Here is a 23297-nt window from a genome sequence, read left to right as displayed (position 1 = left end):
GACACCATGGCAGAAGTCACGCTGCGGCAAGTCCGCAAAAACTATGGCAACGTGGAGATCATCCACGGCGTCGATCTGGAGATCAACAGCGGCGAGTTCATTGTGTTCGTCGGCCCCTCGGGCTGCGGCAAAAGCACGCTGCTGCGCATGGTGGCCGGGCTCGAAGAAATCTCTGATGGCGACCTGCACATTGGCGGCACGCGCGTCAACGACCTGGCCCCGCGCGACCGCGACATCGCCATGGTGTTCCAGGACTACGCGCTCTACCCGCACAAAACCGTGCGCGACAACATGGCCTTTGGCCTGCGCCTGCGCAAGGTGGCCGAGGCCGAGGTCAACAACCGCGTCAACAGCGCGGCCGAGACGCTGCAGATCACGCACCTGCTCGACCGCCTGCCGAAAGCCTTGTCGGGCGGCCAACGCCAGCGTGTGGCCATGGGCCGCGCCATCGTGCGCCAACCCAAGCTGTTTTTGTTCGACGAGCCACTCTCCAACCTCGACGCGCTGCTGCGCAACCAGGTGCGTGCCGAGATCAAGAAGCTGCACCGCCGCGTGGGCAAGACGGTGATCTACGTGACGCACGACCAGGTCGAGGCCATGACCCTGGCTGACCGCATTGTGGTGCTGCAGGCCGGGCGCATCGTGCAGTTCGGCACGCCCGATGAAATCTACGGCGCGCCACAGCACCGCTTTGTGGCGGGCTTTACCGGCTCACCCCCGATGAACTTCATGCCCGCGCGCTTGAGTTCAGAGGCCGGCCAACTGGCGCTGCACATCACCGGCGGGCCGTCGCTCGTCATCCCTGCGGAAGCCGCTGGCCGCTGGCGCGAACATGTGGGGCAAGAGGTTGAGCTGGGCATTCGCCCGGAAAACCTGGCGCTGGCCGATGCGCGCCCGGACTGGCCAGCGGTGGACTGCGAAGTCGAACTGATGGAACCCCTGGGGGCCGAAAACCTGCTGACGCTGCGGCTGGGTGCGCAAGAAATCAAAGCGCGTGTGGCGCCTGATATTCGGCCTGAGGTGGGCGCGCGTTTGCGGCTGGCCCTAGACCCGGCGCGGCTGCATTTGTTTGACTTGAAGAGCGGAAAGGTGCTGTAAGCCTATGGCCGCACCTCGCCTGCACCCCAGTCGTCTACAGCACCTGCCAGCCGGGGCGCAGCGCCCCACGTACGACCGCGCGGCGCTGCGCCCCGGCATCGTGCACCTGGGGGTGGGCGCATTCCAACGCGCACACCTGGGTGTGATCAACGAGGCCGCGTTGCTCGAAACCGACGACATGGCCTGGGGCTTGGTCGGCGTTTCGCTGCGCCGGGCCGACACCCGCGACGCCCTGCAGCCGCAAGCCGGCCTGTACACCGTGGCCGTGCGTGATGCGGACGAAATGGGTGCGCCGCGCGAAGTGCTGCAAGTGATTGGCAACCTGCTCGAAGTGCTGGTGGCCCCGGAAAACCCGGGCGCGGTGTTGGAGCGCCTGGCCAGCGTGGACACGCGCATCATCAGCCTCACCGTGACCGAAAAAGGCTATTGCCACGACCCCGCCACGTTGGCGCTGCGTTGGCAAGACCCAGACATTGCGCACGACCTGGCGCACCCATTGCAGCCGCGCAGCGCCATCGGCATGCTGGTGCGTGGCTTGGCCCTGCGCCACGCGCGTGCTTTGCCGCCGGTCACGTTGATGTCGCTCGACAACCTGCCCGCCAACGGCAGCACGCTGCGGGGTTTGGTGCTGGCGTTTGCCCACCGTGTCGACCCGGCACTGGCCGAGTGGATTGCGCGCGACTGCACGTTTCCCAATTCCATGGTCGACCGCATCGTGCCGCGCACCACCCATGAAGACTGCGCGCGCACCAGCGCACGTTTAGGTGTGGACGACGCTTGGCCCGTGCTGGCCGAGCCGTTTCTCGAATGGGTGGTCGAAGACCGCTTTGCCGCTGGTCGCCCCGCATGGCAAGCCGGTGGGGCCAGGTTTGTGGAGCGGGCTGAGCCGTACGAGCTGCTCAAGCTGCGCATGGTCAACGGAACGCACTCCGCGTTGTCTTACCTTAGCGTGATGGCCGGTTGGCCCACGGTAGACCGCGCGGTTGCGCAAGCCGCTTTGCGCCGCTACCTGCTGCGCCTGATGACGGAAGAAATCGAGCCCACGCTGCCCGCCTTGCCGGGGCTGGACGTGGCCGCCTACCGCGAGCGCCTGCTGGCGCGCTACGCCAACCCCGCGCTGCAACACCAAACGCGGCAGATCGCCATGGACGGCACGCAGAAACTGCCGCAACGCCTGCTGGGCACCGTGCGCCAACGGCTGGCCTCGGGCGGCGGCATTCGTTTGTTGGCCCTGGCGGTGGCTGCGTGGTTGCACCATCTGCAAGGGGTGGACGAGGGCGGGCTCAAGTTCGAAATCCAAGACCCGCAAGCGGTGGCCTTGGCGGAAGCTTTGGCTTTGGCGAATGCGGCGGTGACCAGTGCCGAGCCCACGGTGGCGGCGCAGCAACGCACGGCCGCGTTTTGCCATAGCGTGCCCTTGTTCGGCGAACTGGCCACGTCGCCGGTGTTTGTCAACGCCGTGGCGCGGCATTGGCAACGGTTGGGTGAAGAGGGCGTGGAGGCGACGCTGGCAGCGCTGTAAAGACGTGGGGCGGTTGATCAGCTTGCTGCGTCGACCACCGTGCCTTGGTGGAACACCGCTTTGAACGCACCGTCGCGCCGCTGCCAGAGTGTCATGCGGCGTGTGGTGCGCCCTCCCTGCGGGAAGGGTTGCACCAGTGTGTAGGTCAACAGATAAGTGTCTGCGGCCACCTGCATCACGTGAAAGTCTCGTGTCTTCCAGGCCTCTTCAGCAGGTGTCTGCTGGCGGTCTTGCAGCACGCTGAGCGCAAACGCGCGGCTGTAGTTGCGGCCGGACGCGCCGATCTCCCAAAACTCCGGGGCCACCAGCGCTTCAAAATCTTCGGGCGTGGCATCAGCATGCGCGGCATGGAAAACCGGCTCCAATCGCTGTAACTCGTTCAACACGGGAACGAGGTTTTCGGGCGTAACGAGTGTGGGTTCTACTGGTGTCTGGGTTGGCATGCGCGTGCCTTGTGGTGTTGACTCACCGCTGTTATACAAGACGCGCAGCTTGCTCTGCCCTTCGCCCCAGGGCGCTTCTTGCATTTTTAAGCCAATATGGGCTCTAGCGCTTTCGATATGTGCGGAGAGTGCTACTAAAATTATAGCGTTTTTGACTGTGTGCATAGCAGTCGCTGCACTAGAATTCTTCGGATGTCGCCCGTCCAAACCTCCGCTGTACACCTGTTGCGGCGTGCCCATGTCTGAGTTCTCTGCCATCGGCTGGGGCCCTTTTGCCGCAACCGCGCGCACGCTGTTGGCCATGATGGTGCTGTATGGCGTGCTCGCACTGGCCAGCTTGGGTGCGGCGTGGGGCACCCGGCGCGGCAGCAGCTTGCGTGCGCAGATCAACGCTTGGTGGCGCATCTTCCCGGTGGTCAGCGTCGCCATGCTGTTGTACCCGTGGGGGCCTGCGTTGTTGATGTTGCTGATCTCGTTTTTGGCGCTGCGTGAACTGGCCGCTTTGCATGCCGCGCCGCGCCGTTACTTCTGGGGTGTGGGGGTGGCTGTGTGGCTGCTGCAGATGGCGCTGGCGTGGTGGGATTCGGCGCTGGCCACTGGACTGCTGGCGGGCTTGTTGTTGCTGCAGGCGCTAGTGTTTGGGTTGCGCCGGCAGCGTTCGCATCTATTGCTCCTGCTGTTTATTCTGCTGTGCCTGGGCTTGAGTTTCTTGCCCTTGCTGTTGCAGCGCACGCCGATGGCGGGGCTCAACCTGGCGTGGTTTTTCTACCTGTTTGCGCTCACCGCGCTGAACGATATTGCGCAGTTCATCGGCGGCAAGTGTTTTGGCCGGCACAAGATTGCAGCGCGCATCAGCCCGCAGAAAACCTGGCAGGGTTTGCTGGCGGGCGTGTGCGCCAGTGTGGTGATTTCGGCGCTGCTGGGGCGTTACTTGCGCCTGGCCGATGTGCCGTTGTTGGTGGGGCTGGGCGTGTGTTTATCGCTGGCGGGTTTTGCGGGCGACTTGCTGTACTCGGCCGGCAAGCGGCGCTTGGGCATCAAAGACTACTCCACGCTCATTCCCGGCCACGGTGGCATGCTGGACCGGGTGGACAGCCTGGTCTTGACCGCGCCAATGCTGTATCTTGGCCTGCTCTTTTAAGGACTGCATGAAATCACCCGTTACCCCTACGGCATTCGCTTGGCAAACCCTGGAGTCCGGCTTCAACAGCTTCGACCAGACCCGGCTGTTCTACCGTGCCTGGCAACCCGTGTTGCAGCCCGAGGGGCAACCTAAACAGGCGCTGATTTTTCTGCACCGTGGCCACGAACATTCGGGCCGCATTCAGCCGCTGGTCGAGCAACTTGGCTTTACCCAGCACTGGGCGTTTGCCTGGGATGCACGCGGCCACGGCCATTCGCCCGGCGAGCGTGGCGATGCGCCCGATTTTGTGACGCTGGTGCGTGACTTCGAAGCCTTTGTGCGGCACATCGAAGCGGCGCACGGCATTGCGCCTGAAAACATCGTCATCGTGGCCAACAGTGTGGGCGCGGTGATTGCCGCCACCTGGCTGCACGACTACGCGGCACCCGTGCGCGGCGTGGTGATGGCGGCCGCCGCGTTCGACATCAACCTCTACGTGCCCTTGGCCAAACCCGCGTTACGGTTGGCGCTGCGCTTCAGCCCCGGGCTGCGCATCACCAGCTATATCCGCTCGGGCATGCTCACGCATTCTGCCGCGCAGGCTCAGGCCTACGACGCCGACCCGCTGATCACGCGCAACATCTCTGCGCGGGTGCTGATCGACCTGGCCGATGTGGCCGCACGTGTAGTGGCCGACGCCCAGGCCATCGACACGCCGGTGCTGATGTTGGTGGCCGACAAAGACTACGTGGTGAAGGCCGCGCCGCAACGCTTGTTCTTCGACCGCCTGTCGTCAAAGCGCAAAGAGTACGTGGTCGTTCCCAACTGCCATCACGCGATTTTTTATGAAGACGTGGCGCAGGTGCAGCAGGCGGTGCAGGCCAGCAAGGCGTTCATCGCCGCCTGTTTTGCGCAAGCGCTGCCATCGCCCACACGCCACCACACAGCCGACACCGATAGCGCCAGCGCGAGCCAACTCAAGGCCATGCAGCAGGGCACGGCGGGCACACCGCTGGAAAACAAGTTTTACGATCTTCAAAAGTTCTTGCTCGGCCGCCTGGGCCATTTGAGCAATGGCATGCGCATCGGCCAGACGCAGGGTTTTGACTCCGGCGCCTCGCTCGACTACGTGTACCGCAACCAGGCGGGCGGACGGTTTGGCGTGGGTGCTGTCATCGACCAAGGTTATCTGGACGCCATTGGCTGGCGCGGCATTCGCCAACGCAAAGCGCAGCTGCAACAACTGCTGGGCGAGTTGATTGCGCAGTACCCGGCAGACCAGCCGCTGCGCATTCTGGACGTGGCCGCCGGTGGCGGGCGCTACGTGCTGGAAACGCTCAAACGTTTTCAAGACCGCGAAGTTGAGCTCACGCTGCGCGATGTGGATGGCGCCAACCTGGCGCAGGCACAAGAACTCAGCATGGCGCTGCAGCTGAAAAACCACATCGCCTACCAGCGCCGCGATGCGTTTGACTTGCCCAGCTACCCGGCCGATGAGGGCGCTTACGACATCGTGGTGGTGTCGGGCCTGTATGAATTGTTCAGCGACAACGCGCGGGTGTTGACGTCGCTGCAAGGCATTGGGCAGCAACTCAAGCTTGGCGGCCACGTGATCTACACCGGCCAGCCTTGGCACCCGCAGTTATTGTTGATTGCCAAAACGCTGAACAACCACCTCGGCCAACCGTGGCAAATGCGCCCGCGCCCGCAGGCCGAGATGGATGCGCTGGTGGCCAGCATTGGCTGCCGCAAGCTGCGCAGCGAAGTGGGGCTGGCGGGGATTTTTACGGTGTCGGTGGCGCGCCGTGATTCAAGGCCGCCCGCAGACGGTTGAACATAGTCCACACCAATAGAACGAGCATCACCCACAACAGCCCGTTAAGCCACAGCGGGCTGGCGCCGAACACCAGCATCAACGCGAGCAGGCCGAAAGCAAACGCCCGGTCGCTCTTGCCCATGGGGCCGTCAAAGCGCCGGGGCGAGCCCACCTGCAGCGCCAACACACCGGCGAACTCGGCGAGCAACGCCACCACAGTCACACCCACGACCAGCGGGGCGTGAATGCCTGCAGCGAGCGCGAAGGGCAGGCTCAGCGCCACGTCGGAAATCTGATCGCCCAACTCGTTCAGCACTGCACCCAGGTGGCTTTTAAGCCCCGTGAAGTTGGCCAACATACCATCAATGGCGTTCAGCGCCATGCGCAGCAGCATGAAGAACGGCACACCGGCCCACAGGCGCCAATCATCCGGGTGCAGCGCTAGCGCCGCGCCATACAAAACGCTCAAGGCCAAGGCGAGCAAGGTGACTTGATTGGGTGTGACGTGCCACTTCGCTAACTGTGTGAGCAAGGGCCGCAGCAGTTGCTGGAAAGCTGGTTTGAGTTGGTAGATTGAAAAGCTCATGGCTTGATTGTGGCTAAGAGCGCGCTGGCGATTTGCGCGCAGCGACGCTTACCCATGGCGCAATGCAAGTACACGGTGCGGCCGGCGCGGGTTTCTTCTTGCAGGGCGGAGACGATTTCGTTGATGACATCGGCTGATGGCGTCACGATGTCGAGCAAGGGGAAGTAGCGATAGTTTGTGCGCAGGGCTGGGGTTTCGGGGAGTTCGTTGGCCAGATCAAACACCGTGCAATTGCTGGGCAGTTGTGCCGTTTCTCTACGGCTCAAACGTCGGCCCGTCCAAAGCTGCGGCGCGACTTGTTTAAACGCCGGTTTGTTCTTGTCGCGCCACACCACCACCAGCCAGGTGAGCCGGTAGCCGACGAGGTAGGGCGCGTACAAACACCACACCCACCACGGATGGCGGCCGTGGTGCTTGTGCAGAAAGTGCCGGTCGGCGCGCCAGTAGGCCAGGGCTACCAGCCAGAGACTTGCGACCAGGTAAGCCGTCAACAGCAGCGGCCATGCGGCCAGCCCCACAACCGCAGCCACGCCACCCGCCACAAGGTAATAAAAAGCCACGTTAGGTTCTGCGCGGCCTGGCCGAATCACAGCCACGCAGCACAGTCCCAGAGCGAGCCCGGCCACCACATCCAGCAGGTGGTGTTGGTAGGTGAACAAGGTGGCCACGGCGGTCAAGGCCAGCCACGCCGCGAGCAGGGCGCGCAGCGGAACGTGTGTGGGCAGCGAGCGCAGCGCCACCCACAAGACCACGCAGTACGCCACATGTAACGAGGGCAGTTGGTTGTAGGGTGCATCCACCTGGCCCAGCAGGCCGAACAGGCTGGCGAGCCACGGTGTGTCGATGGGCGGGCGCGGCAAGCTGAAGCGCAGCGGGTACAGCACAAACACCAGCCCCGCCAACACGGTGGCCGTGAGCAGCCGTTGGCTCAGCACCCGCAGGTCGTCGCGGCTGCGCACCACAAAAAACGCCGCCACAAAAAATAGACCGCTGCTGAGGTAGGGCACCACCATCCACGGCAGAAAAGGGATGTGCGCGTCAAACACCAGCGCCACATGGCGCGTGATGCCGCGCTGTTGTGCCAGCGCATTCGCCAGTAAATAACAAAGGCCGAAGACAACGCCGTTGACGCCCGCATGCAACAAGCGCTGTTCTACCGTCACGCTGTTTGCTGATGCCATTCACTGCCTAGTTGGAGGGTTGGGTTATCTTAGCAACATGGATCAGCCTCAAAAGTTCAAGCGTTGCATGGTGTTTGCCGGTGGTGGTTTCCGTTTCGGCATCTACCTCGGCATGGTGGCCGCCGCGCGCGATGCGGGGCGTGCGCCCGACCTGTTGCTGGCCACATGCGGCGGTGCGCTGGCGGCGGCGGTGGTGCAAGCGCTGCCGGATGATGCACAACGCAAGGCCTGGCTTGCGTCACCGCAGATGTATGACTTTTGGCGCGGCTTGCAACCCGCACCCCAGGCCACCATTGCACGCACCTTGTGGCTGGCCGCGCAGCGCAAACTGGCGCAGCAGCCGGCACCCACGGTGCCCGATCTTTTCAACGACTACCTGTTTGAAGTGCCGCACCATCTGCCGTTGCCACCGCCGGCTGAAACGTCTGAGGTGACCGTGGCCACCATCGGCGGACAGCTTTTGTTTGGCCCGGCGGACGTCGGCCAGCCACGCGGTGGGCGCAAGTTGTTTGCGCAGACGGTGTTTGGTGATGCGCGTGTAGCGGCGTTGCTGCAGGGCATGCTGTCGCCATTGAACGACCAGCGTTGGGGCCCACACGCCGTGGCCGACACGGTGTTGACCGCGCAGGGCTTGCCGTTGGACGCTGCGGCCCGCCTGTCCATCATCGATTTCTTCTACTTCCCGCCGTATGCCCATGGCGGCCAACGCTACATCGGTGGTGTGGTGGATTTGTTCCCCATCGAGGTGGCGCGCCGTTTGGCGGGCGAGGTGATGATGGAGTTCAAAGAGTCGTTTGACCAGAACTTTTCCATTCCGGCATGGCGCTCTGTGTTGGGGCTGGATGGCAACCAGCGCTTGCGCCAGGTCAATAGCCAGGCGCTGGACGTGTGGATCGACACGTCCGACATTTCTACCGCGTTGGCGCGCAACCAGGTGGGCAAGAAGCTCGACTGGCGCGGCAACCGCATTGGCCTGCGCCTGCCGCCAACCTACGCCGACTATGTGCGCGCCATCGACGCCCAGTGGCAATATGGCTACCAACGTGTACAAGAGGCGCTTCAGCGGCCACAGCCGACGGACACCTCTGCGATGCGCAACGTAGACCGCTACAACATCGCGAATGAAGTGACGCCATGCGCATCTTGATCTTGGGCGGCACCAGCGGCATTGGCCTGGCTTTGGCGCGGCACTACCTCGCGCAGGGGGATGATGTGGCGGTGTGTGGACGTGACCTGTCGCCCTTGCCCGCCGACATCAAAGCACAACCCCGGCTGCAAGCCATGGCGCTGGACATCACCGACCACTCGGCGTTGACCAATGTGTTCAACAACTTTGCCGCCCACGGCTTGGACTTGCTGGTGGTGGCGGCTGGCTTCTACTTCAACACCCGCCATGAACCGCTGGACGCGGCCACCACGCTGCGCATGTTGCGAACCAACTTGGGCGGGCTGAGTTCTGCGTTTGAGTTGGCCGCCGAGAAAATGCTCGCCCAAAAGAGTGGCCATCTTGTGGCGATTTCTTCGGTGGCCGGTTTGCTGCACGACTACCCCGGCGCCTCGCTCTACAGCGCCACCAAGCGTAGCGTGCTGAGTGTGTGCGACAGCTACCGCGCGGGGCTGAAGCCGTTTGGCATTGCGGTGACGGCCATAGCTCCGGGTTATGTGGACACGGCCAAGTTGCGCGCGTTGAACGGTGGCGATGCCAGCCACAAACCCTTCATCTTGTCCGAGGCGCAGGCCGTGGTGCACATCACGCGGGCGATTGAGGCGCGGCAGGCGGTGTGCGTGTTCCCCTGGCAGATGCGTTGGTTGATTGGCTTGCTGAACTGCTTGCCCAAAGCCTTGCTGCGGCTGCGGCGCTAACGAGCTAATCGTCTTTGTTACGCATGGCCCACCAACCGGCCAGCGCAGTAAAACCGACCACCAATGCAGCGACCCACCAAAAGCCGTGGGCGTTCTCGGCCAAGGGGATGCCGCCGACGTTCATGCCCAGCAGACCGGCGGCCAGGTTGATCGGCAGCGCCAACACCGTGACCACCGTCAGCGTGTAGACGCTTTGGTTGGTTTGCTCGCCCACCTGCGCGGCAATTTCTTCTTGCAGCAGGCGAATACGTTCTTGCAGGTCGGCGGCGTCGCGCAGCACCAACGAGAACTCTTCGGTCGCCTGGCGCAGTTCTTCCAGGTCGTCCACCGGCACCCAGGGCGGCGGGCGGCGCAGCAAGCGAAACAGGGCGCCTGGCTCGGGGGCCAGCAGGCGTTGTAACCGCACCAACACGCGGCGCAGTTGGCCGAGTTCGGCGCGTTTGTGTTTGAGGCGGCCCACCAGCAATTGGTCTTCCACCGTGTCGACTTGCGTGGTGGCTTGGCGCACGATGCGCACCAGCACGTCGCCCTGGTCGTGCAGCAGGCGGTTCAGAAAAGCAACCGATGAGGCGAAGCGCAGGCCGTCTTTCACGGCCTGGCGCAGCACGTCGATGGAGCGCAACGGGTGTAAGCGCGCGCTCACCGCCAGGTGCGGGCTGACGTTGAGCCACAGGGTTTCGATCTCGCCGGGGTCGAACGCAAACGAATAGGCCACATCGTTGACCACGGCGACCAGGGTGTCGTCAGCGTCTTCAATGCGGGTGGAGCGCGAACCTTCGTGCAGGGCGGCAAAAAACTCGGGCACTACGGGCAGGTGTGAGCGCATCCACGCCTCGGCCGCCGCATCGCCCAAGTTGAAGTGCAGCCAGACAAAGTCGCCTTCGCCGCGCGGCGTGCTGGGCTTTGCGTCTTTCAGCCAGGCGTCGGCTTCTTCCAGCGTGACGGGCGAGCCAATGCCGCCCGCGCAAAAGCGGTAGCCGCAGATGAGACCGTGGCGGTCCGACCCATAGTTTTGGCCCATGACGGTATGGCGAATGTGTTGGATAAAAAAGCGAGGCAGGGCCGGAGATTTGGCCCGTACGCTACTCGCCAAACATGTCAATTTCGTGACGGTGGTTTGACGGTTTGAAAACAAGAAAGGCCAAATTTCTTAAGAGAATTTGGCCTTTTACGTATGCCGCATAAGCGGCGGCAGCTATCTAAAAAGTAGCGAGCCTGGGGTGCTCAGTATTCCAGCCGTTCCGGCCGAATCTCTTGCAGGATGGTGGTGGAGATCTCTTCAATCGATTTGGTGGTGGTGCTGAGCCAGCGGATGCCGCTGCGGCGCATCATCGACTCGGCCTCGGCCACTTCCATGCGGCAGTTTTCCAGCGAGGCGTAACGCGAGTTGGGGCGGCGCTCGTTGCGGATCTCGCTCAGTCGTTCCGGGTGAATCGTCAGGCCGAAGATTTTGCGGCGGTGCGGCACCAGCGCGGGCGGGAGTTCGTGGCGTTCAAAGTCTTCGGGGATCAGCGGGTAGTTCGACGCCTTCAGGCCGTATTGCATGGCCAGGTAGAGCGACGTCGGTGTTTTGCCGCTGCGGCTTACCCCGACCAGGATCACGTCCGACTGCTCCAGGTCGCGGTGCGATTGGCCGTCGTCGTGCTCCAGCGAGAAATTGATGGCTTCGATGCGGTCGTTGTAGGCCTTGCTTTTGCTCACATCGCTGAAGCGGCCGATGCGGTGGTTGGATTTGATGCCGAGCTCGTTTTCCAGCGGGTTCACAAAGGTGCCGAACATGTCGAGCAGCAAACCCTTGCAGTTGGAGCTGATGACCTTCAGTACCTCCATGTTCACCAGGGTGGTGAAGACGATGGGCCGTTTGCCTTCCATTTCAGCAGTGTGGTTGATTTGCCGCACCACTTGATGCGCCTTGTCCACGGTGTCGGTGAAGGGCAGGCGCACGTGGCGCGGGCGCATCTCAAACTGCGCCAGGATGGCGTTGCCAAAGGTCTCGGCGGTGATGCCGGTGCCGTCGGAGATGAAGAAAACGGTGTGGGTAGGGGTGGTGGGTTCGGCCATGGTGTGGCTATTTTGCAGGATGTGGTCACATTTGCGGCAAGCCAACTTGGGCCGGAGCGCCCTACAATCTGCCGAACGCGATTCATCCGCTCCCAAATTTACATGCCCTGCACACACCCACTAGAACAACAAGCAAGTTGTGCTGCAGGCATTGGCGAGGCCGCAGCCCAATGGGCGCGGCCGTGGTGCCCAGACCCGGTTTCAACCTTTGGAGTCTTCCCATGTCTGCACTATTCAGCCCGACCGCCCTGGTCGTACCGTTTGAAAACCTGAGAATGAACGACGTCGAGTCGGTAGGCGGTAAAAACGCCTCGCTCGGCGAAATGATCTCGCAATTGCCCACCGGCGTGCGGGTGCCCACCGGCTTTGCCACCACGGCCCACGCGTTCCGCCAGTTCCTGGCGCACGACGGCCTGGCCGACAAAATCAGCGCACGCCTGGCCGCGCTAGACGTTGAAGACGTGCGCGCGCTGGCTGTGGCCGGTGCCGAAATCCGCGCCATGGTCGAGTCGCAACCGTTCCCTAAAGAGCTGGAACAAGCCATTGCGGACGCCTTTGCCACGCTGAGCGCGGGCAATGCTGAAGCCTCGTTTGCCGTGCGCTCTTCGGCCACTGCCGAAGACTTGCCTGACGCCTCGTTCGCAGGCCAGCAAGAAACCTTCTTGAACGTGACCGGCCTGGCCGACATCCTGCACAAGATGAAAGAGGTGTTTGCCTCTCTCTACAACGACCGCGCCATCAGCTACCGCGTGCACAAGGGTTTTGCGCACGACGTGGTGGCCTTGTCCGCCGGTGTGCAACGCATGGTGCGCTCTGACCTGGGCGCCGCTGGCGTGATGTTCACCATCGACACCGAATCGGGCTTTGACCAAGTGGTGTTCATCACCTCCAGCTACGGCCTGGGCGAAACCGTGGTGCAGGGCGCCGTGAACCCCGACGAGTTCTATGTGCACAAGCCAATGCTCAAGGCCGGCAAGCGCGCCGTGATTCGCCGCAACCTCGGCTCGAAGATGATCCAGATGGAGTTTTCCACGCCTGCGGAAAAAGCCGCCAGCGGCAAACTCGTCAAGACCACCGACGTGCCCACCGAACAACGCAACCGCTATTCGCTGTCAGAAGCCGAAGTTGAGCAACTGGCGCACTATGCGCTGGTGATCGAAGAGCACTATGGCCGTGCGATGGACATCGAATGGGGCAAAGACGGCACCGACGGCTTGCTCTACATCTTGCAGGCGCGCCCTGAAACCGTGAAGAGCCAGCAGCAAGGCAAGGCCGAGCTGCGCTACAAGCTCAAGGGTAAGAGCAGTGTGTTGGCCGAAGGCCGCGCCATTGGCCAGAAGATTGGTACCGGCCCGGTGCGCCTGGTGCACAGCATCAGCCAGATGGACGAAGTGCAGCCCGGCGACATTCTGGTCACCGACATGACCGACCCGAACTGGGAACCGGTGATGAAGCGTGCCGCCGCCATCGTCACCAACCGTGGCGGGCGTACCTGCCACGCGGCCATCATTGCGCGCGAACTCGGCATTCCGGCCGTGGTGGGTTGTGGCGATGCGACCGAGCGTTTGACCAACGGCACGCTGGTCACCGTGAGCTGCTCGGAAGGCGATACCGGTTTCATCTACGACGGCCTGCTGGAAACCGAAGTGACCGAAGTGCAGCGTGGCACCATGCCCGACATCGACACCAAGATCATGATGAACGTGGGCAACCCACAGTTGGCGTTTGACTTCTGCCAGTTGCCCAACCAGGGTGTGGGTTTGGCCCGCTTGGAGTTCATCATCAACAACAACATTGGTGTGCACCCGAAGGCGATTCTGGACTACCCGAACATCGACAACGACCTGAAGAAGGCCGTGGAATCCGTGGCGCGCGGCCACGCTTCGCCACGTGCGTTCTACGTCGACAAGGTGGCCGAAGGCGTGGCCACCATCGCGGCAGCTTTTTGGCCCAAACCAGTGATCGTGCGTTTGTCTGACTTCAAGTCGAACGAGTACCGCAAGCTCATCGGCGGCTCGCGCTACGAGCCTGAAGAAGAAAACCCAATGCTCGGCTTCCGAGGTGCTGCGCGCTACGTGAGTGCCGAGTTTGGCGAAGCGTTTGCCATGGAATGCGCCGCGCTCAAGCGTGTGCGTGAAGACATGGGCCTGACCAACGTGCAGGTGATGGTGCCTTTTGTGCGCACGCTGGGCCAGGCCGACAAGGTCACCAAGCTGCTGGCGCAACACGGACTGAAGCGCGGCGAGAACGAGCTGAAGGTCATCATGATGTGCGAAGTGCCGAGCAACGCGGTTTTGGCCGATGAGTTCTTGCAGTACTTCGACGGCTTTTCCATTGGCTCGAACGACTTAACCCAGTTGACCCTGGGCTTGGATCGCGACTCCGGCCTGGAATTGCTGGCTGCAGACTTTGACGAGCGTGACCCCGCCGTGAAAGCGCTGCTGAGCCGCGCCATCAACGCTTGCAAGGCACAAGGTAAATACGTAGGCATTTGCGGCCAAGGCCCTAGCGACCATCCAGACTTTGCGCAATGGCTGGCCGACGAAGGGATTGCGTCGATCTCGCTGAACCCGGACAGCGTAGTGGCCACCTGGAAGCGTTTGGCCGGTACCTGATGGTTTGAGACTGTCAGAAATAACGGGATAGTTCAAAGAAAAACCGGAGCCAAGTGCTCCGGTTTTTCTTTTTGGTGTGTGCCGTCTTAAGGGCGATTAGGGGCGAAGGCCCAGCGCAGCGTCCAGCTCTTCACAACGCTTGGCGCCCAAGGCTTCATGCAGGCGCGGCGCCAGGGCCACCAGGTCGGCATAACCGTTGGCTTTTTCTACCGCCAAGTTCAGCTTGAAGCCACGCAGACCCAGGCTGGCAACCAGCGCCGTGGCGATGGGGTAGGCGCGCTTGTAGCGCTCTTGTTCCGATAGGGCTTGCGGGGCGTCAGCATCCGTCTGCAGAGCGGGCGTGGCCGGTGTATTGGTGGGGGGCTCTGCAGAAGACTGGGTTGCAGGCGTGCCCTCGGCAATCAAGCCTTCATCGAGCATGTGCGCGATGTCGTCCATCGTCATGCCCATGCCTGCCGTGGCAGCGATCACATCCTGCACTGAGCGGTGCCCGTCAAACAAAATGAAAGCGGCCCGTTGGTGCGTGGCCAACTGGCGAGATCGCTCTTTGAAAACACGCTGCCCCAACTCGGTCTTGATGAATGTCATGCAAACGCCTCCATCGGCATGCTACTACGCGCCTTTGTGTGGTGCGCAGTTCGGCCGTGTGGGAAAACACCTGTCGCGTGGCCCCAACAGCTGCGCTAGGATGGCGCCGGTCTCGCCCGTGGCGCACGCAAGTTGGGCGAGATATGCGCTCGTTTTATCGCACGTTCCCTCGTTAGAAGTCTCCTGCCGCCCGCTAGCCTTATCGCCATGTTTCCCGCCCAGATTCTCCGTTTGCGCTTGACCCTGTTGGGCATCTGGAGTGTCTTGTCGTTTGGCGTGGTGTACTTTGCGCGCGACTTGAACGTGACCATTGCGGGCTGGCCGCTGAACTATTGGTTTTGCGCGCAGGGCGTGGTGCTGTGCTACATCCTGATCATCTTTTGGTATGCCTGGCGCCGGCGGCATGATGGTACGAATGCGATCGGTTTGGCCCCTGGCGTAACCGTTGATCGCGCGGTGCGCCGCCGCTTGCACCGCAACTTTTTGCTGTATGTGGCAGGCCTGCTGATCTTCCTGTTGGCCATGGCGATTGCCGAGCAACGCGGCCTGTCGCGCTACTGGATTGGCGGCACCTTTTTGTTTGCCACCCTGGCCATGTACGCCAGTATTGGTGTGTATTGCCGCACCTCCAACGAGGCCGAGTATTTTGTCGCCGGACGGCGCATCCCGGCCATCTACAACGGCATGGCAACCGCGGCCGATTGGATGAGTGCGGCCTCGTTCATCAGCTTGGCGGGCGGCTTGTATTTGCAAGGCTTCTCGGGTACCCCCACGCAGGTGGGCGGTGTGGCCTACATCATGGGCTGGAGCGGCGGCTTTTGCCTGGTGGCGCTGTTGATCGCACCGCACCTGCGGCGCATGAATCTCTACACCTTGCCTGATTTTTTTGGCGTGCGTTTTGGTGGCCGTTGGCCGCGCTGGATTGCGGCAGCGGCGAGTGTGTTGTGCTCGTTCACCTATGTGGTAGCGCAGATCTACGGCGTGGGGTTGATCGCGTCGCGCCTGACCGGCGTGCAGTTTGAAATCGGCATTTTGATGGGCTTGGGCGGCGTGCTGGTGTGTTCATTTTTGGGTGGCATGCGCGCCGTGACGTGGACGCAGGTGGCGCAATACGTGATCTTGATCCTGGCGTTCATGATCCCCGTGTCGTGGCTGGCGTACAAACAGCTCGGCAACCCGTTGGCGCCGCTGGTCTATGGTCAACAATTGGCGAAGATCGCAGCGCTGGAAAAAGAACTGGCCGACTCGCCGGCCGAGCTGTCGGTCAGCCGCGAATTTGCGCGCCGTGCCGAGGTCTACCGCACCATGCTGGAAGATGTGCCCGGTGCCCTGGCGCGCGAGCGTGCGGCGGTGCAGACCAAGCTGCGGCGCTTGAAACTGGAGCGCGCCGACCCCGCATTGATTTTGGCCGCCAACCGCGAACTGGCGGCTTTGCCCCGTGACGTCGACACTGCGCAGGAGGTTTGGTCACGTGCCCTGGCCGAAAACCTCGAACGTGCGAAGCCCATGGCCGGCATGCTGCCGCACGCGCAGGCGTTTGCGGGTGACCCAGGCGGCAGCGTGGAAGAGCAAGCGGTGTTCCACAACTCGCGGCTCAACTTCATGGCGCTGGTGTTTTGTTTGATGGTGGGCACGGCCAGCCTGCCGCATCTGCTCACGCGTTTCTACACCACGCCGTCAGTTGCCGAGGCGCGCACCTCGGTGGCGTGGTCGTTGTTTTTTATTGCACTGCTGTATCTGGCAGCACCGGCGTTGGCGGTGTTGGTCAAGTACGAAGTTCTGAGCCAATTGGTGGGGCAGAGTTTTGATGCGCTGCCGAGCTGGATCGCGCAATGGTCACGGGTCGACCCGAGCCTGCTGTCGGTGAGCGACGTGAATGGCGACCGCATCCTGCAGTTCTCGGAATTGAAGCTAGAGGCCGACATCATCATGCTGGCCACGCCGGAATTGGGTGGTTTGCCCTACGTCGTTTCCGGCCTGGTGGCGGCTGGCGGCTTGGCGGCGGCACTGTCCACGGCGGACGGCTTGTTGCTCACCATGGGCAACGCCCTGGCCTACGACCTGTATTTCAAGGGCAAAAAAGACCGCATGGGCGCCATGGCGCGGGTGATGCTGTCCAAATTTGCGCTGATGTTGCTGGCCTTGGCGGCGGCCTACGTGGCAGCGCAAAAGCCGGCCGACATTCTGATGCTGGTCACCGCCTCGTTTTCGCTGGCCACAGCGGCGTTTTTTCCGGCGATGGTGCTGGGTATCTTTTGGCCCCGGGCGACCCGCAGTGGCGCAGTCGCGGGCATGTTGGTCGGCTTGGGTATTACGGTGGGTTATATGCTGGCCAATGCCCCGGCCGTGCGCGCCTTCCTGGGGTTGACGGGTTCGGGGCTGTGGTTTGGCATTTATCCCGTCTCGGCTGGGGTGTTTGGGGCGATGGCTGGCGCGGCGGTTGTGGTGGTTGTGAGCCTGCTGACGCCGCCCGAAACCGCGCCCAGAACCATGCCGGTTTGAACAAAGCGTTGCGCTGGGCTATAATCATCGGCTTTGCCTTGCCACACCGCTTAGGATTTTTGTCCTTGACGCAGCGGGTGGCTATAACCTCAAGGAGTGTCTATGCGTCATTACGAAATCATTTTGATGATCCATCCGGATCAAAGCGAACAGGTTCCAGCCATGCTGGAGCGCTACAAGGGCATGATCACTGCTGGCAACGGCAAGATCCACCGCGTTGAAGATTGGGGCCGCCGTCAACTGGTGTACCAAATCAACAAGCTGGCCAAGGCCCACTACCTGTGCGTCAACATCGAAGCCGACCAAGCTGTGATGGCTGAACTGGAACACGCGTTCAAGTTCAACGATGCCGTGCTGCGTCACCTGACCGTGCAAACGAAGAAGGCTGAAACCGGTCCATCGTCCATGATGAAGACGGTTGAGCGTGAAGAAGCCCGCAAGACCCAGCAGGCTGAATACGCTGCCCACTAAGGCAATCGCGACGGTTTAACCTTTCTGGAGTGAACCACGTTGAATTGACCGCCTGTATCGCCGAGGCCAAGGCCCTTCGATACACCCCGGCTGGTATTCCGATGCTGGATCTTGTGCTAGAGCATGAGTCCACGTTAGAGCAAGCAGGGCAGACCCGGCAGGTCAAAGCAGTGGTCAAGGCCAATGCGCTAGGCGCAATGGCCGAGAGACTCCAGCAGCAACCGTTGGGCAGTCGCTGGCGATTCGCCGGCTTTCTGGCCACGCCGCGATTGGGCAAGAACGTCGTATTTCATATTCAAGAGTTTCAACAAGATTAATCAGGAGTCCATCATGGCCGGACCAAAACGTTTCAATAACAAAGACAAGCGCCCAAAGCGCAACACCCAGTCGCTGCTGTTCAAGCGCAAGCGCTTTTGCCGCTTCACCGTGACCGGTGTTGAACAAATCGACTACAAAGACATCGACACGCTGCGTGACTTCATTGCTGAAAACGGCAAGATCATTCCCGCACGCCTGACCGGCACGCGCGCGATTTTCCAACGCCAACTCAACACCGCTATCAAGCGTGCGCGTTTCCTCGCCATGCTGCCGTACAGCGACCAGCACCGCGTCTAAGGAGCCACAACCATGCAAATCATTCTGCTCGACAAGGTTGTGAACCTTGGCAACCTCGGCGAAATCGTCAAGGTCAAAGACGGCTACGCCCGTAACTTCCTGATCCCTAGCGGCCGTGCACGCCGTGCCACCGAAGCCGCCAAGGCTGAGTTCGAAGCCAAGCGCGCCGAACTCGAAAAGGCTGCTGCTGCAAAGCTGGCCGAAGCGCAAGCTCAAGGTGAAAAGCTGGCCGGCACGACCGTCAAGCTGACGCAAAAGGCTGGTGTGGATGGCCGTCTGTTTGGTTCCGTGACCAACCACGACGTGGCTGAAGAACTGAACAAGCTGGGCTACAAAGTGGCCAAGTCGCAAATTCGCCTGCCCAACGGTCCGGTGAAGATGGTTGGCGATTCCACCATTGCTGTGGGTCTGCACACCGACGTCGTGGTTGAAATCAACCTGTCCGTCTACGGCGAAACGGCCTAATCGGTCTTTTTCCGTCAAAGCCGCCCGGGCGCAAGCCCTGGCGGCTTTTTTCTTCCCTGTTGTCTGCGTTGTGCTCAGCGTGTTGTGCACGGGCTACCCCCAAGGTATCCCCGTTTTATGCACAGGGATGAACGCGTTTATCCCCGGGCTTGTACGATGTTATCCCCAGGCTTGTCCCTCGACGTGAACCGTGTGGCGGCGTAGCATCTCGTTTTCCTCTGGAACCCTCAATGTCGGCTGTTTTCCCTGATTTGGATGATTCTTACGGGCAAGACCGTGTGCCCGATCTCCCACCCCGCGAGCAAGATCGCGAAATCGCGCAATTGCGCATCCCGCCGCATTCCGTCGAAGCCGAGTCGAGCGTGCTGGGTGGCCTGCTACTGGACAACAACGCCTGGGACCGTGTGGGCGACCTGCTCAAGGACGCGGATTTCTACCGCTACGAGCACCGGCTGATCTTCTCCGTCGTGCGCGAACTGATCAACGCCAGCAAGCCAGCTGACGTGATCACCGTGTTCGAGCGCCTGCAAAGTCTGGGCAAGGCCGAGGAAATCGGCGGCCTAGCCTACCTGAATTCGCTGGCGCAATATGTGCCTAGCGCGAGCAACATCCGCCGCTACGCTGAAATCGTTCGCGAGCGTGGCATCCTGCGCAAGCTGGTGACCGCCAGCGACGAGATCGCCACCAACTCCTTCAACCCTGAAGGCCGGCCAGTGGAGAAGATCCTCGACGAGGCCCAGCAAAAGATCTTCAATATCGGCGAAGAAGGTGCGCGCAACAAACAGGGCTTCCAGTCCATGGACACCCTGGTGGTCGACCTGCTGGACCGCGTGCAGGAGATGGCTGACAGTACGGGCGACGTGACCGGTGTGGCCACAGGTTTTTATGACCTCGACCGCATGACCTCGGGCCTGCAGCCGGGCGACATGATCGTGCTCGCTGCGCGCCCCTCCATGGGTAAGACTGCGTTCGCAGTGAACATCGCCGAACACGTGGCACTGAACGAAGGCTTGCCGGTCGCTATCTTCTCGATGGAAATGGGTGCCGCGCAGTTGGCCGTGCGTATCGTTGGCTCGATCGGCCGCATCGACCAAGGCCATTTGCGTACCGGCAAGTTGACCGACGAGGAATGGCCGCGCCTGAGCGACGCCATCGAGCGGCTGCGCACCATCTCGCTGCACATCGACGAAACGCCCGGCCTGTCGCCGAGCGAGCTGCGTGCCAACTCGCGCCGGCTGGCGCGTCAGTGCGGCAAGCTGGGTCTGATCGTGGTCGATTACTTGCAACTGATGAGTGGATCAAGCTCCAGCGGAGGTGGCGACAACCGCGCCACCGAACTGGGCGAAATCTCGCGGGGCTTGAAGATGCTGGCGCGTGAACTGCAATGCCCGGTGATTGCCTTGTCCCAGCTCAACCGTTCGGTGGAGCAGCGCCCTGACAAGCGTCCCATGATGAGTGACTTGCGTGAATCCGGCGCCATTGAGCAGGATGCGGACATCATCATGTTCATCTACCGTGACGAGTACTACACCAAGGACGCGTGTAAAGAGCCGGGCGTGGCCGAGGTCATCATCGCCAAGCACCGTAACGGGCCCGTCGGTACCGTCAAGCTGGCGTTCTTGCGCAATATCACCAAGTTTGAGAGCTTGGCGCCTGGTTGGGACTCTGGCGGAGACTAGCTGTAGCTCACCCCCAGGTCGCTCACTGCGTGTGCTTCCACCCCCTTGCAGGGGGCGATGTCTGCGGTCCGGCAAAGCCGGTTCCGCGACATCCCATGGTTAAGGCAGGAGCTCCGTTTGCCTGCGTTTTTCACTGAAATATCTCCGTTATGAATAGAACAGAAATTGATAGCGCCTCGCGCAGGTTGGAAGCGCACTACGGCAGTTTTTTGCGTAAAACGCCGTTGCTAAAGCTGCCGGGCGCCACATTCGGTGTGGCCTGCGCAGAGGTTTGGCTCAAGCTCGAGCACTTGCAGGTCGGCGGCAGCTTCAAGGCGCGGGGCATGTTGAACCGTTTGTTGGCGCAGCCGATTCCGGCCAGTGGCGTGATCGTGGCGTCTGGTGGCAATGCTGGTATTGCAACAGCCGCTGCGGCCAAGGCGTTGGGCGTGCGTTGCGAAGTGTTTTTGCCCGGCGTGTCGCCCGAAGCCAAACGCGCGCGGCTGCGTGATCTGGGGGCTGAAGTGGTGGTCGTGGGCAATGCTTATGCTGAAGCGCTGGAGGCCTGCCTGGCCCGCCAAGCAGCGACGGGCGCGTTGTTGACGCACGCGTACGACCAGCCTGAAGTGTTGGCCGGTGCGGGCACGTTGGCGGCCGAGATTGAAGAGCAGGGCGGCTTGCCAGACAGCGTCTTGGTCAGCGTCGGTGGCGGTGGTTTGATCGGCGGTATTGCGGCCTGGTTTGAACAGCGCAGCCGTGTCGTGGCCCTGGAGCCCGTCAACGCGCCCACGCTGTTTCGCGCGCGCGAAGCGGGCGAGCCGGTGGATGTGGCCGTCTCCGGCGTGGCGGCGGACTCGTTGGGTGCCAAGCGTATTGGCTCGCTGTCGTGGCCAGTCACGCAGCAGTTTGTGCGCGATGCGTTGTTGCTCGAAGACGACGCCATCCGCAACGCACAACGTTGGTTGTGGAAAGAGTTGAAGCTGGCGGTGGAGCCTGCGGCCGCGCTAGGTTTGGCCGCCCTGCAAACCGGTGCGTACCAGCCCAAACCTGACGAACGTGTGTGCCTGGTGATCTGCGGCGCCAACGTCGATCCCTCCAGCATTCTCTAAATCTCACCGTGCGTGGGCGCCCGTTCAAGCGCCCACATAAAATGCCGCCATGCTAGACATCACCCTTCTTCGCAAAGACCTCGACTCCGTCATCCAACGACTGGAAACCCGCAAGCAACCGCAGGCGTTTCTCAACGTGGGCAGCTTCCGCGCCCTGGAGTCCGAGCGCAAAACCATTCAAACGCGCACTGAAGAACTGCAGGCGCGCCGCAATAGCCTGTCCAAGCAAATTGGCCAACTCAAGGCCAAGGGTGAAAGCACCGACGCCATCATGGCCGAAGTGGCTGGGCTGAAGACAGAGTTGGATATGTCGGCCACTCGCCTCGACCAAATCCAAACCGAATTGCAAGCCTTGCTGGTGGCCGTGCCCAACCTGCCGCACGAGAGCGTGCCTGTCGGCGCCGATGAATCCGGTAACGTCGAAGTGCGCAAGTGGAACCCCACCGAGCGCGCACCCGGCAGCCAAACTTTCGCCGTCAAAGACCACGTCGATCTGGGCTCGCCCCTGGGCCTGGACTTTGAAATGGGCGCCAAGTTGTCGGGCTCGCGCTTCACCGTGATGAAGGGCCCCATCGCCCGCATGCACCGTGCGCTGGCGCAGTTCATGTTGGACGTGCAGACCAATGAACATGGCTACACCGAGTGCTACGTGCCCTACGTGGTCAACGCCGATTCGCTTAGCGGCACGGGCCAACTGCCGAAGTTTGAAGGCGATCTGTTTGCCGCAAAGAAGGGCGGCCAAGACAGCGAGCCCGTGCCCGACAGCACCGCGCTCTACCTCATCCCCACCAGCGAAGTGCCGCTGACTAATTTCGTGCGCGACACCGTGGTGCTCGAGGCCGATTTGCCGATTCGCCTCACCGCCCACACGCCATGCTTCCGTTCAGAAGCCGGTAGCGCCGGGCGCGACACGCGTGGCCTGATCCGCCAGCACCAGTTCGACAAGGTGGAGATGGTGCAAATCGTCCACCCCGAGAAAAGCTACGAAGCTCTGGAAGCCATGACCGGCCACGCCGAAGCCGTGCTGCAAAAGCTCGGCTTGCCGTACCGCGTGTTGTCGCTCTGCACCGGCGACATGGGTTTTGGCGCAGCCAAAACCTACGACTTGGAAGTGTGGGTGCCCGCGCAAAACACCTACCGCGAAATCAGCTCCATCTCCAACTGCGAAGCCTTCCAGGCGCGCCGCATGCAAGCCCGTTTCAAGAACGCGCAGGGCAAGAATGAGTTGCTGCACACCTTGAACGGTTCCGGCCTTGCAGTGGGCCGCACACTCGTGGCGGTGCTGGAAAATTATCAGAACGAAGACGGCTCGGTGACTGTGCCAGAAGCATTGCGCCCCTACATGGGCGGCCTGTCGGTCCTGAAGGCCTAAATTCCTGCTAGAATCGTAGGCTTCGACACCTAGGAGAGGTGGCAGAGTGGTCGAATGTACCTGACTCGAAATCAGGCGTACCGCAAGGTACCGTGGGTTCGAATCCCACCCTCTCCGCCAAGATAGCAAGCCCTTGATCTTTCACGAGATCAAGGGCTTTTGCTTTTGGGCAATTGGCCGATCGCAGCTTTTTGGCCTTCGCTCTAGAG

General features: G+C 61.8%; 21 protein-coding genes and 1 tRNA gene. 16 read left to right on the top strand and 6 right to left on the bottom strand.

The window, feature by feature from the left end; genetic code table 11:
- Positions 1–6 precede the first annotated feature (6 nt).
- Positions 7–1098 (top strand): ABC transporter ATP-binding protein, encoded by a 1092-nt coding sequence (locus ACPWMG_RS21410; RefSeq protein ID WP_483301532.1) that lies wholly within the window; start codon positions 7–9, stop codon positions 1096–1098.
- A gap of 4 nt (positions 1099–1102) precedes the next feature.
- Entirely contained in the window at positions 1103–2620 is a 1518-nt protein-coding gene (locus ACPWMG_RS21405; RefSeq protein WP_483301531.1) for a mannitol dehydrogenase family protein, read from the top strand.
- Positions 2621–2637: 17 nt separating this feature from the next.
- Here ACPWMG_RS21405 and ACPWMG_RS21400 read toward each other — a convergent pair whose 3' ends face one another.
- Complete coding sequence (locus ACPWMG_RS21400) at positions 2638–3063, bottom strand: nuclear transport factor 2 family protein (RefSeq protein WP_483301530.1); 426 nt, start codon at positions 3061–3063, stop codon at positions 2638–2640.
- Between the two features lie 238 nt (positions 3064–3301).
- On the opposite strand from ACPWMG_RS21400, the gene ACPWMG_RS21395 reads away from it, so the two are divergent.
- Together ACPWMG_RS21395 and ACPWMG_RS21390 are read left to right on the top strand one after the other, a co-directional pair.
- The gene (locus ACPWMG_RS21395; protein ID WP_483301529.1) at positions 3302–4204 is read left to right on the top strand and encodes a phosphatidate cytidylyltransferase; all 903 of its coding nucleotides are present in this window, start codon (positions 3302–3304) and stop codon (positions 4202–4204) included.
- Positions 4205–4211: 7 nt separating this feature from the next.
- Positions 4212–6020 (top strand): bifunctional alpha/beta hydrolase/class I SAM-dependent methyltransferase, encoded by a 1809-nt coding sequence (locus ACPWMG_RS21390; protein ID WP_483301528.1) that lies wholly within the window; start codon positions 4212–4214, stop codon positions 6018–6020.
- Here the strand turns inward: ACPWMG_RS21390 and ACPWMG_RS21385 are convergent.
- Both ACPWMG_RS21385 and ACPWMG_RS21380 read right to left on the bottom strand, forming a co-directional pair.
- A complete protein-coding gene (locus ACPWMG_RS21385; protein ID WP_483301527.1) occupies positions 5971–6588 on the bottom strand; it encodes a CDP-alcohol phosphatidyltransferase family protein in 618 nt (205 codons plus the stop codon). The genes ACPWMG_RS21390 and ACPWMG_RS21385 overlap by 50 nt on opposite strands.
- Positions 6585–7769: a phosphatase PAP2 family protein gene (locus ACPWMG_RS21380; protein WP_483301526.1), complete on the bottom strand. Its 1185-nt coding sequence runs from the start codon at positions 7767–7769 to the stop codon at positions 6585–6587. The genes ACPWMG_RS21385 and ACPWMG_RS21380 overlap by 4 nt, the downstream gene beginning before the upstream one ends.
- 37 nt (positions 7770–7806) lie before the next feature.
- On the opposite strand from ACPWMG_RS21380, the gene ACPWMG_RS21375 reads away from it, so the two are divergent.
- On the top strand, positions 7807–8916 hold the full coding sequence (locus ACPWMG_RS21375; RefSeq protein WP_483301525.1) for a patatin-like phospholipase family protein: 1110 nt from the start codon (positions 7807–7809) through the stop codon (positions 8914–8916).
- A complete protein-coding gene (locus ACPWMG_RS21370) occupies positions 8904–9632 on the top strand; it encodes an SDR family NAD(P)-dependent oxidoreductase (protein ID WP_483301524.1) in 729 nt (242 codons plus the stop codon). Before ACPWMG_RS21375 ends, ACPWMG_RS21370 begins: the two co-directional genes overlap by 13 nt.
- 4 nt (positions 9633–9636) lie before the next feature.
- Here the strand turns inward: ACPWMG_RS21370 and ACPWMG_RS21365 are convergent, their stop codons facing one another.
- Together ACPWMG_RS21365 and ppsR are read right to left on the bottom strand one after the other, a co-directional pair.
- Positions 9637–10653 (bottom strand): transporter, encoded by a 1017-nt coding sequence (locus ACPWMG_RS21365; protein WP_483301523.1) that lies wholly within the window; start codon positions 10651–10653, stop codon positions 9637–9639.
- Between the two features lie 203 nt (positions 10654–10856).
- Positions 10857–11693 (bottom strand): posphoenolpyruvate synthetase regulatory kinase/phosphorylase PpsR, encoded by an 837-nt coding sequence (ppsR, locus tag ACPWMG_RS21360; RefSeq protein ID WP_483301522.1) that lies wholly within the window; start codon positions 11691–11693, stop codon positions 10857–10859.
- Between the two features lie 221 nt (positions 11694–11914).
- On the opposite strand from ppsR, the gene ppsA reads away from it, so the two are divergent.
- Complete coding sequence (gene ppsA / locus ACPWMG_RS21355) at positions 11915–14308, top strand: phosphoenolpyruvate synthase (RefSeq protein WP_483301521.1); 2394 nt, start codon at positions 11915–11917, stop codon at positions 14306–14308.
- A gap of 96 nt (positions 14309–14404) precedes the next feature.
- Here the strand turns inward: ppsA and ACPWMG_RS21350 are convergent, their stop codons facing one another.
- Positions 14405–14896: a hypothetical protein gene (locus ACPWMG_RS21350; RefSeq protein WP_483301520.1), complete on the bottom strand. Its 492-nt coding sequence runs from the start codon at positions 14894–14896 to the stop codon at positions 14405–14407.
- Between the two features lie 207 nt (positions 14897–15103).
- On the opposite strand from ACPWMG_RS21350, the gene ACPWMG_RS21345 reads away from it, so the two are divergent.
- The 9 genes from ACPWMG_RS21345 to ACPWMG_RS21305 all read left to right on the top strand — a co-directional run bounded on the left by ACPWMG_RS21345 (position 15104) and on the right by ACPWMG_RS21305 (position 23208).
- Entirely contained in the window at positions 15104–17398 is a 2295-nt protein-coding gene (locus ACPWMG_RS21345; protein WP_483301519.1) for a VC_2705 family sodium/solute symporter, read from the top strand.
- A gap of 102 nt (positions 17399–17500) precedes the next feature.
- Positions 17501–17869 carry a 30S ribosomal protein S6 gene (rpsF, locus tag ACPWMG_RS21340; RefSeq protein WP_422833657.1) on the top strand — a complete coding sequence of 123 codons (369 nt, stop codon included), beginning with the start codon at positions 17501–17503 and terminating at the stop codon, positions 17867–17869.
- Positions 17870–17898: 29 nt separating this feature from the next.
- Positions 17899–18186 (top strand): primosomal replication protein N, encoded by a 288-nt coding sequence (gene priB / locus ACPWMG_RS21335; RefSeq protein ID WP_483301518.1) that lies wholly within the window; start codon positions 17899–17901, stop codon positions 18184–18186.
- Positions 18187–18199: 13 nt separating this feature from the next.
- Positions 18200–18484 (top strand): 30S ribosomal protein S18, encoded by a 285-nt coding sequence (rpsR, locus tag ACPWMG_RS21330; protein WP_076201760.1) that lies wholly within the window; start codon positions 18200–18202, stop codon positions 18482–18484.
- Between the two features lie 12 nt (positions 18485–18496).
- A complete protein-coding gene (gene rplI, locus ACPWMG_RS21325; protein ID WP_483301517.1) occupies positions 18497–18949 on the top strand; it encodes a 50S ribosomal protein L9 in 453 nt (150 codons plus the stop codon).
- Positions 18950–19179: 230 nt separating this feature from the next.
- Positions 19180–20628, top strand: coding sequence for a replicative DNA helicase (dnaB, locus tag ACPWMG_RS21320; protein WP_483301516.1), 1449 nt, complete (start codon positions 19180–19182; stop codon positions 20626–20628).
- A gap of 149 nt (positions 20629–20777) precedes the next feature.
- Positions 20778–21716 carry a threonine/serine dehydratase gene (locus tag ACPWMG_RS21315; RefSeq protein WP_483301515.1) on the top strand — a complete coding sequence of 313 codons (939 nt, stop codon included), beginning with the start codon at positions 20778–20780 and terminating at the stop codon, positions 21714–21716.
- A 49-nt stretch (positions 21717–21765) separates the two neighbouring features.
- Positions 21766–23088: a serine--tRNA ligase gene (gene serS, locus ACPWMG_RS21310; RefSeq protein ID WP_483301514.1), complete on the top strand. Its 1323-nt coding sequence runs from the start codon at positions 21766–21768 to the stop codon at positions 23086–23088.
- A gap of 32 nt (positions 23089–23120) precedes the next feature.
- Positions 23121–23208, top strand: a tRNA-Ser gene (locus tag ACPWMG_RS21305).
- The last annotated feature ends 89 nt before the right edge of the window (positions 23209–23297 follow it).

Origin of the sequence: Hydrophilobacter chitinilyticus, from assembly GCF_049860745.1 — a bacterium.
Lineage (GTDB): Bacteria > Pseudomonadota > Gammaproteobacteria > Burkholderiales > Burkholderiaceae_C > Rhodoferax_B.
The sequence above is the reverse complement of the archived record's forward strand: the minus strand, read 5'-3'. Positions and strand labels throughout refer to the sequence as shown.

Bases quoted from the DNA above. Each gene is read 5' to 3' on its own strand.
- serS (WP_483301514.1), top strand. From the start codon at position 21,766: ATGCTAGACATCACCCTTCTTCGCAAAGACCTCGACTCCGTCATCCAA.
- ACPWMG_RS21315 (WP_483301515.1), top strand. From the start codon at position 20,778: ATGAATAGAACAGAAATTGATAGCGCCTCGCGCAGGTTGGAAGCGCAC.
- ppsA (WP_483301521.1), top strand. From the start codon at position 11,915: ATGTCTGCACTATTCAGCCCGACCGCCCTGGTCGTACCGTTTGAAAAC.
- ppsR (WP_483301522.1), bottom strand. From the start codon at position 11,693: ATGGCCGAACCCACCACCCCTACCCACACCGTTTTCTTCATCTCCGAC.
- ACPWMG_RS21385 (WP_483301527.1), bottom strand. From the start codon at position 6,588: ATGAGCTTTTCAATCTACCAACTCAAACCAGCTTTCCAGCAACTGCTG.
- ACPWMG_RS21400 (WP_483301530.1), bottom strand. From the start codon at position 3,063: ATGCCAACCCAGACACCAGTAGAACCCACACTCGTTACGCCCGAAAAC.
- ACPWMG_RS21365 (WP_483301523.1), bottom strand. From the start codon at position 10,653: ATGGGCCAAAACTATGGGTCGGACCGCCACGGTCTCATCTGCGGCTAC.
- dnaB (WP_483301516.1), top strand. From the start codon at position 19,180: ATGTCGGCTGTTTTCCCTGATTTGGATGATTCTTACGGGCAAGACCGT.
- ACPWMG_RS21390 (WP_483301528.1), top strand. From the start codon at position 4,212: ATGAAATCACCCGTTACCCCTACGGCATTCGCTTGGCAAACCCTGGAG.
- ACPWMG_RS21395 (WP_483301529.1), top strand. From the start codon at position 3,302: ATGTCTGAGTTCTCTGCCATCGGCTGGGGCCCTTTTGCCGCAACCGCG.
- ACPWMG_RS21370 (WP_483301524.1), top strand. From the start codon at position 8,904: ATGCGCATCTTGATCTTGGGCGGCACCAGCGGCATTGGCCTGGCTTTG.
- rpsR (WP_076201760.1), top strand. From the start codon at position 18,200: ATGGCCGGACCAAAACGTTTCAATAACAAAGACAAGCGCCCAAAGCGC.
- ACPWMG_RS21405 (WP_483301531.1), top strand. From the start codon at position 1,103: ATGGCCGCACCTCGCCTGCACCCCAGTCGTCTACAGCACCTGCCAGCC.
- ACPWMG_RS21345 (WP_483301519.1), top strand. From the start codon at position 15,104: ATGTTTCCCGCCCAGATTCTCCGTTTGCGCTTGACCCTGTTGGGCATC.
- ACPWMG_RS21375 (WP_483301525.1), top strand. From the start codon at position 7,807: ATGGATCAGCCTCAAAAGTTCAAGCGTTGCATGGTGTTTGCCGGTGGT.
- ACPWMG_RS21350 (WP_483301520.1), bottom strand. From the start codon at position 14,896: ATGACATTCATCAAGACCGAGTTGGGGCAGCGTGTTTTCAAAGAGCGA.
- ACPWMG_RS21410 (WP_483301532.1), top strand. From the start codon at position 7: ATGGCAGAAGTCACGCTGCGGCAAGTCCGCAAAAACTATGGCAACGTG.
- rpsF (WP_422833657.1), top strand. From the start codon at position 17,501: ATGCGTCATTACGAAATCATTTTGATGATCCATCCGGATCAAAGCGAA.
- ACPWMG_RS21380 (WP_483301526.1), bottom strand. From the start codon at position 7,769: ATGGCATCAGCAAACAGCGTGACGGTAGAACAGCGCTTGTTGCATGCG.
- rplI (WP_483301517.1), top strand. From the start codon at position 18,497: ATGCAAATCATTCTGCTCGACAAGGTTGTGAACCTTGGCAACCTCGGC.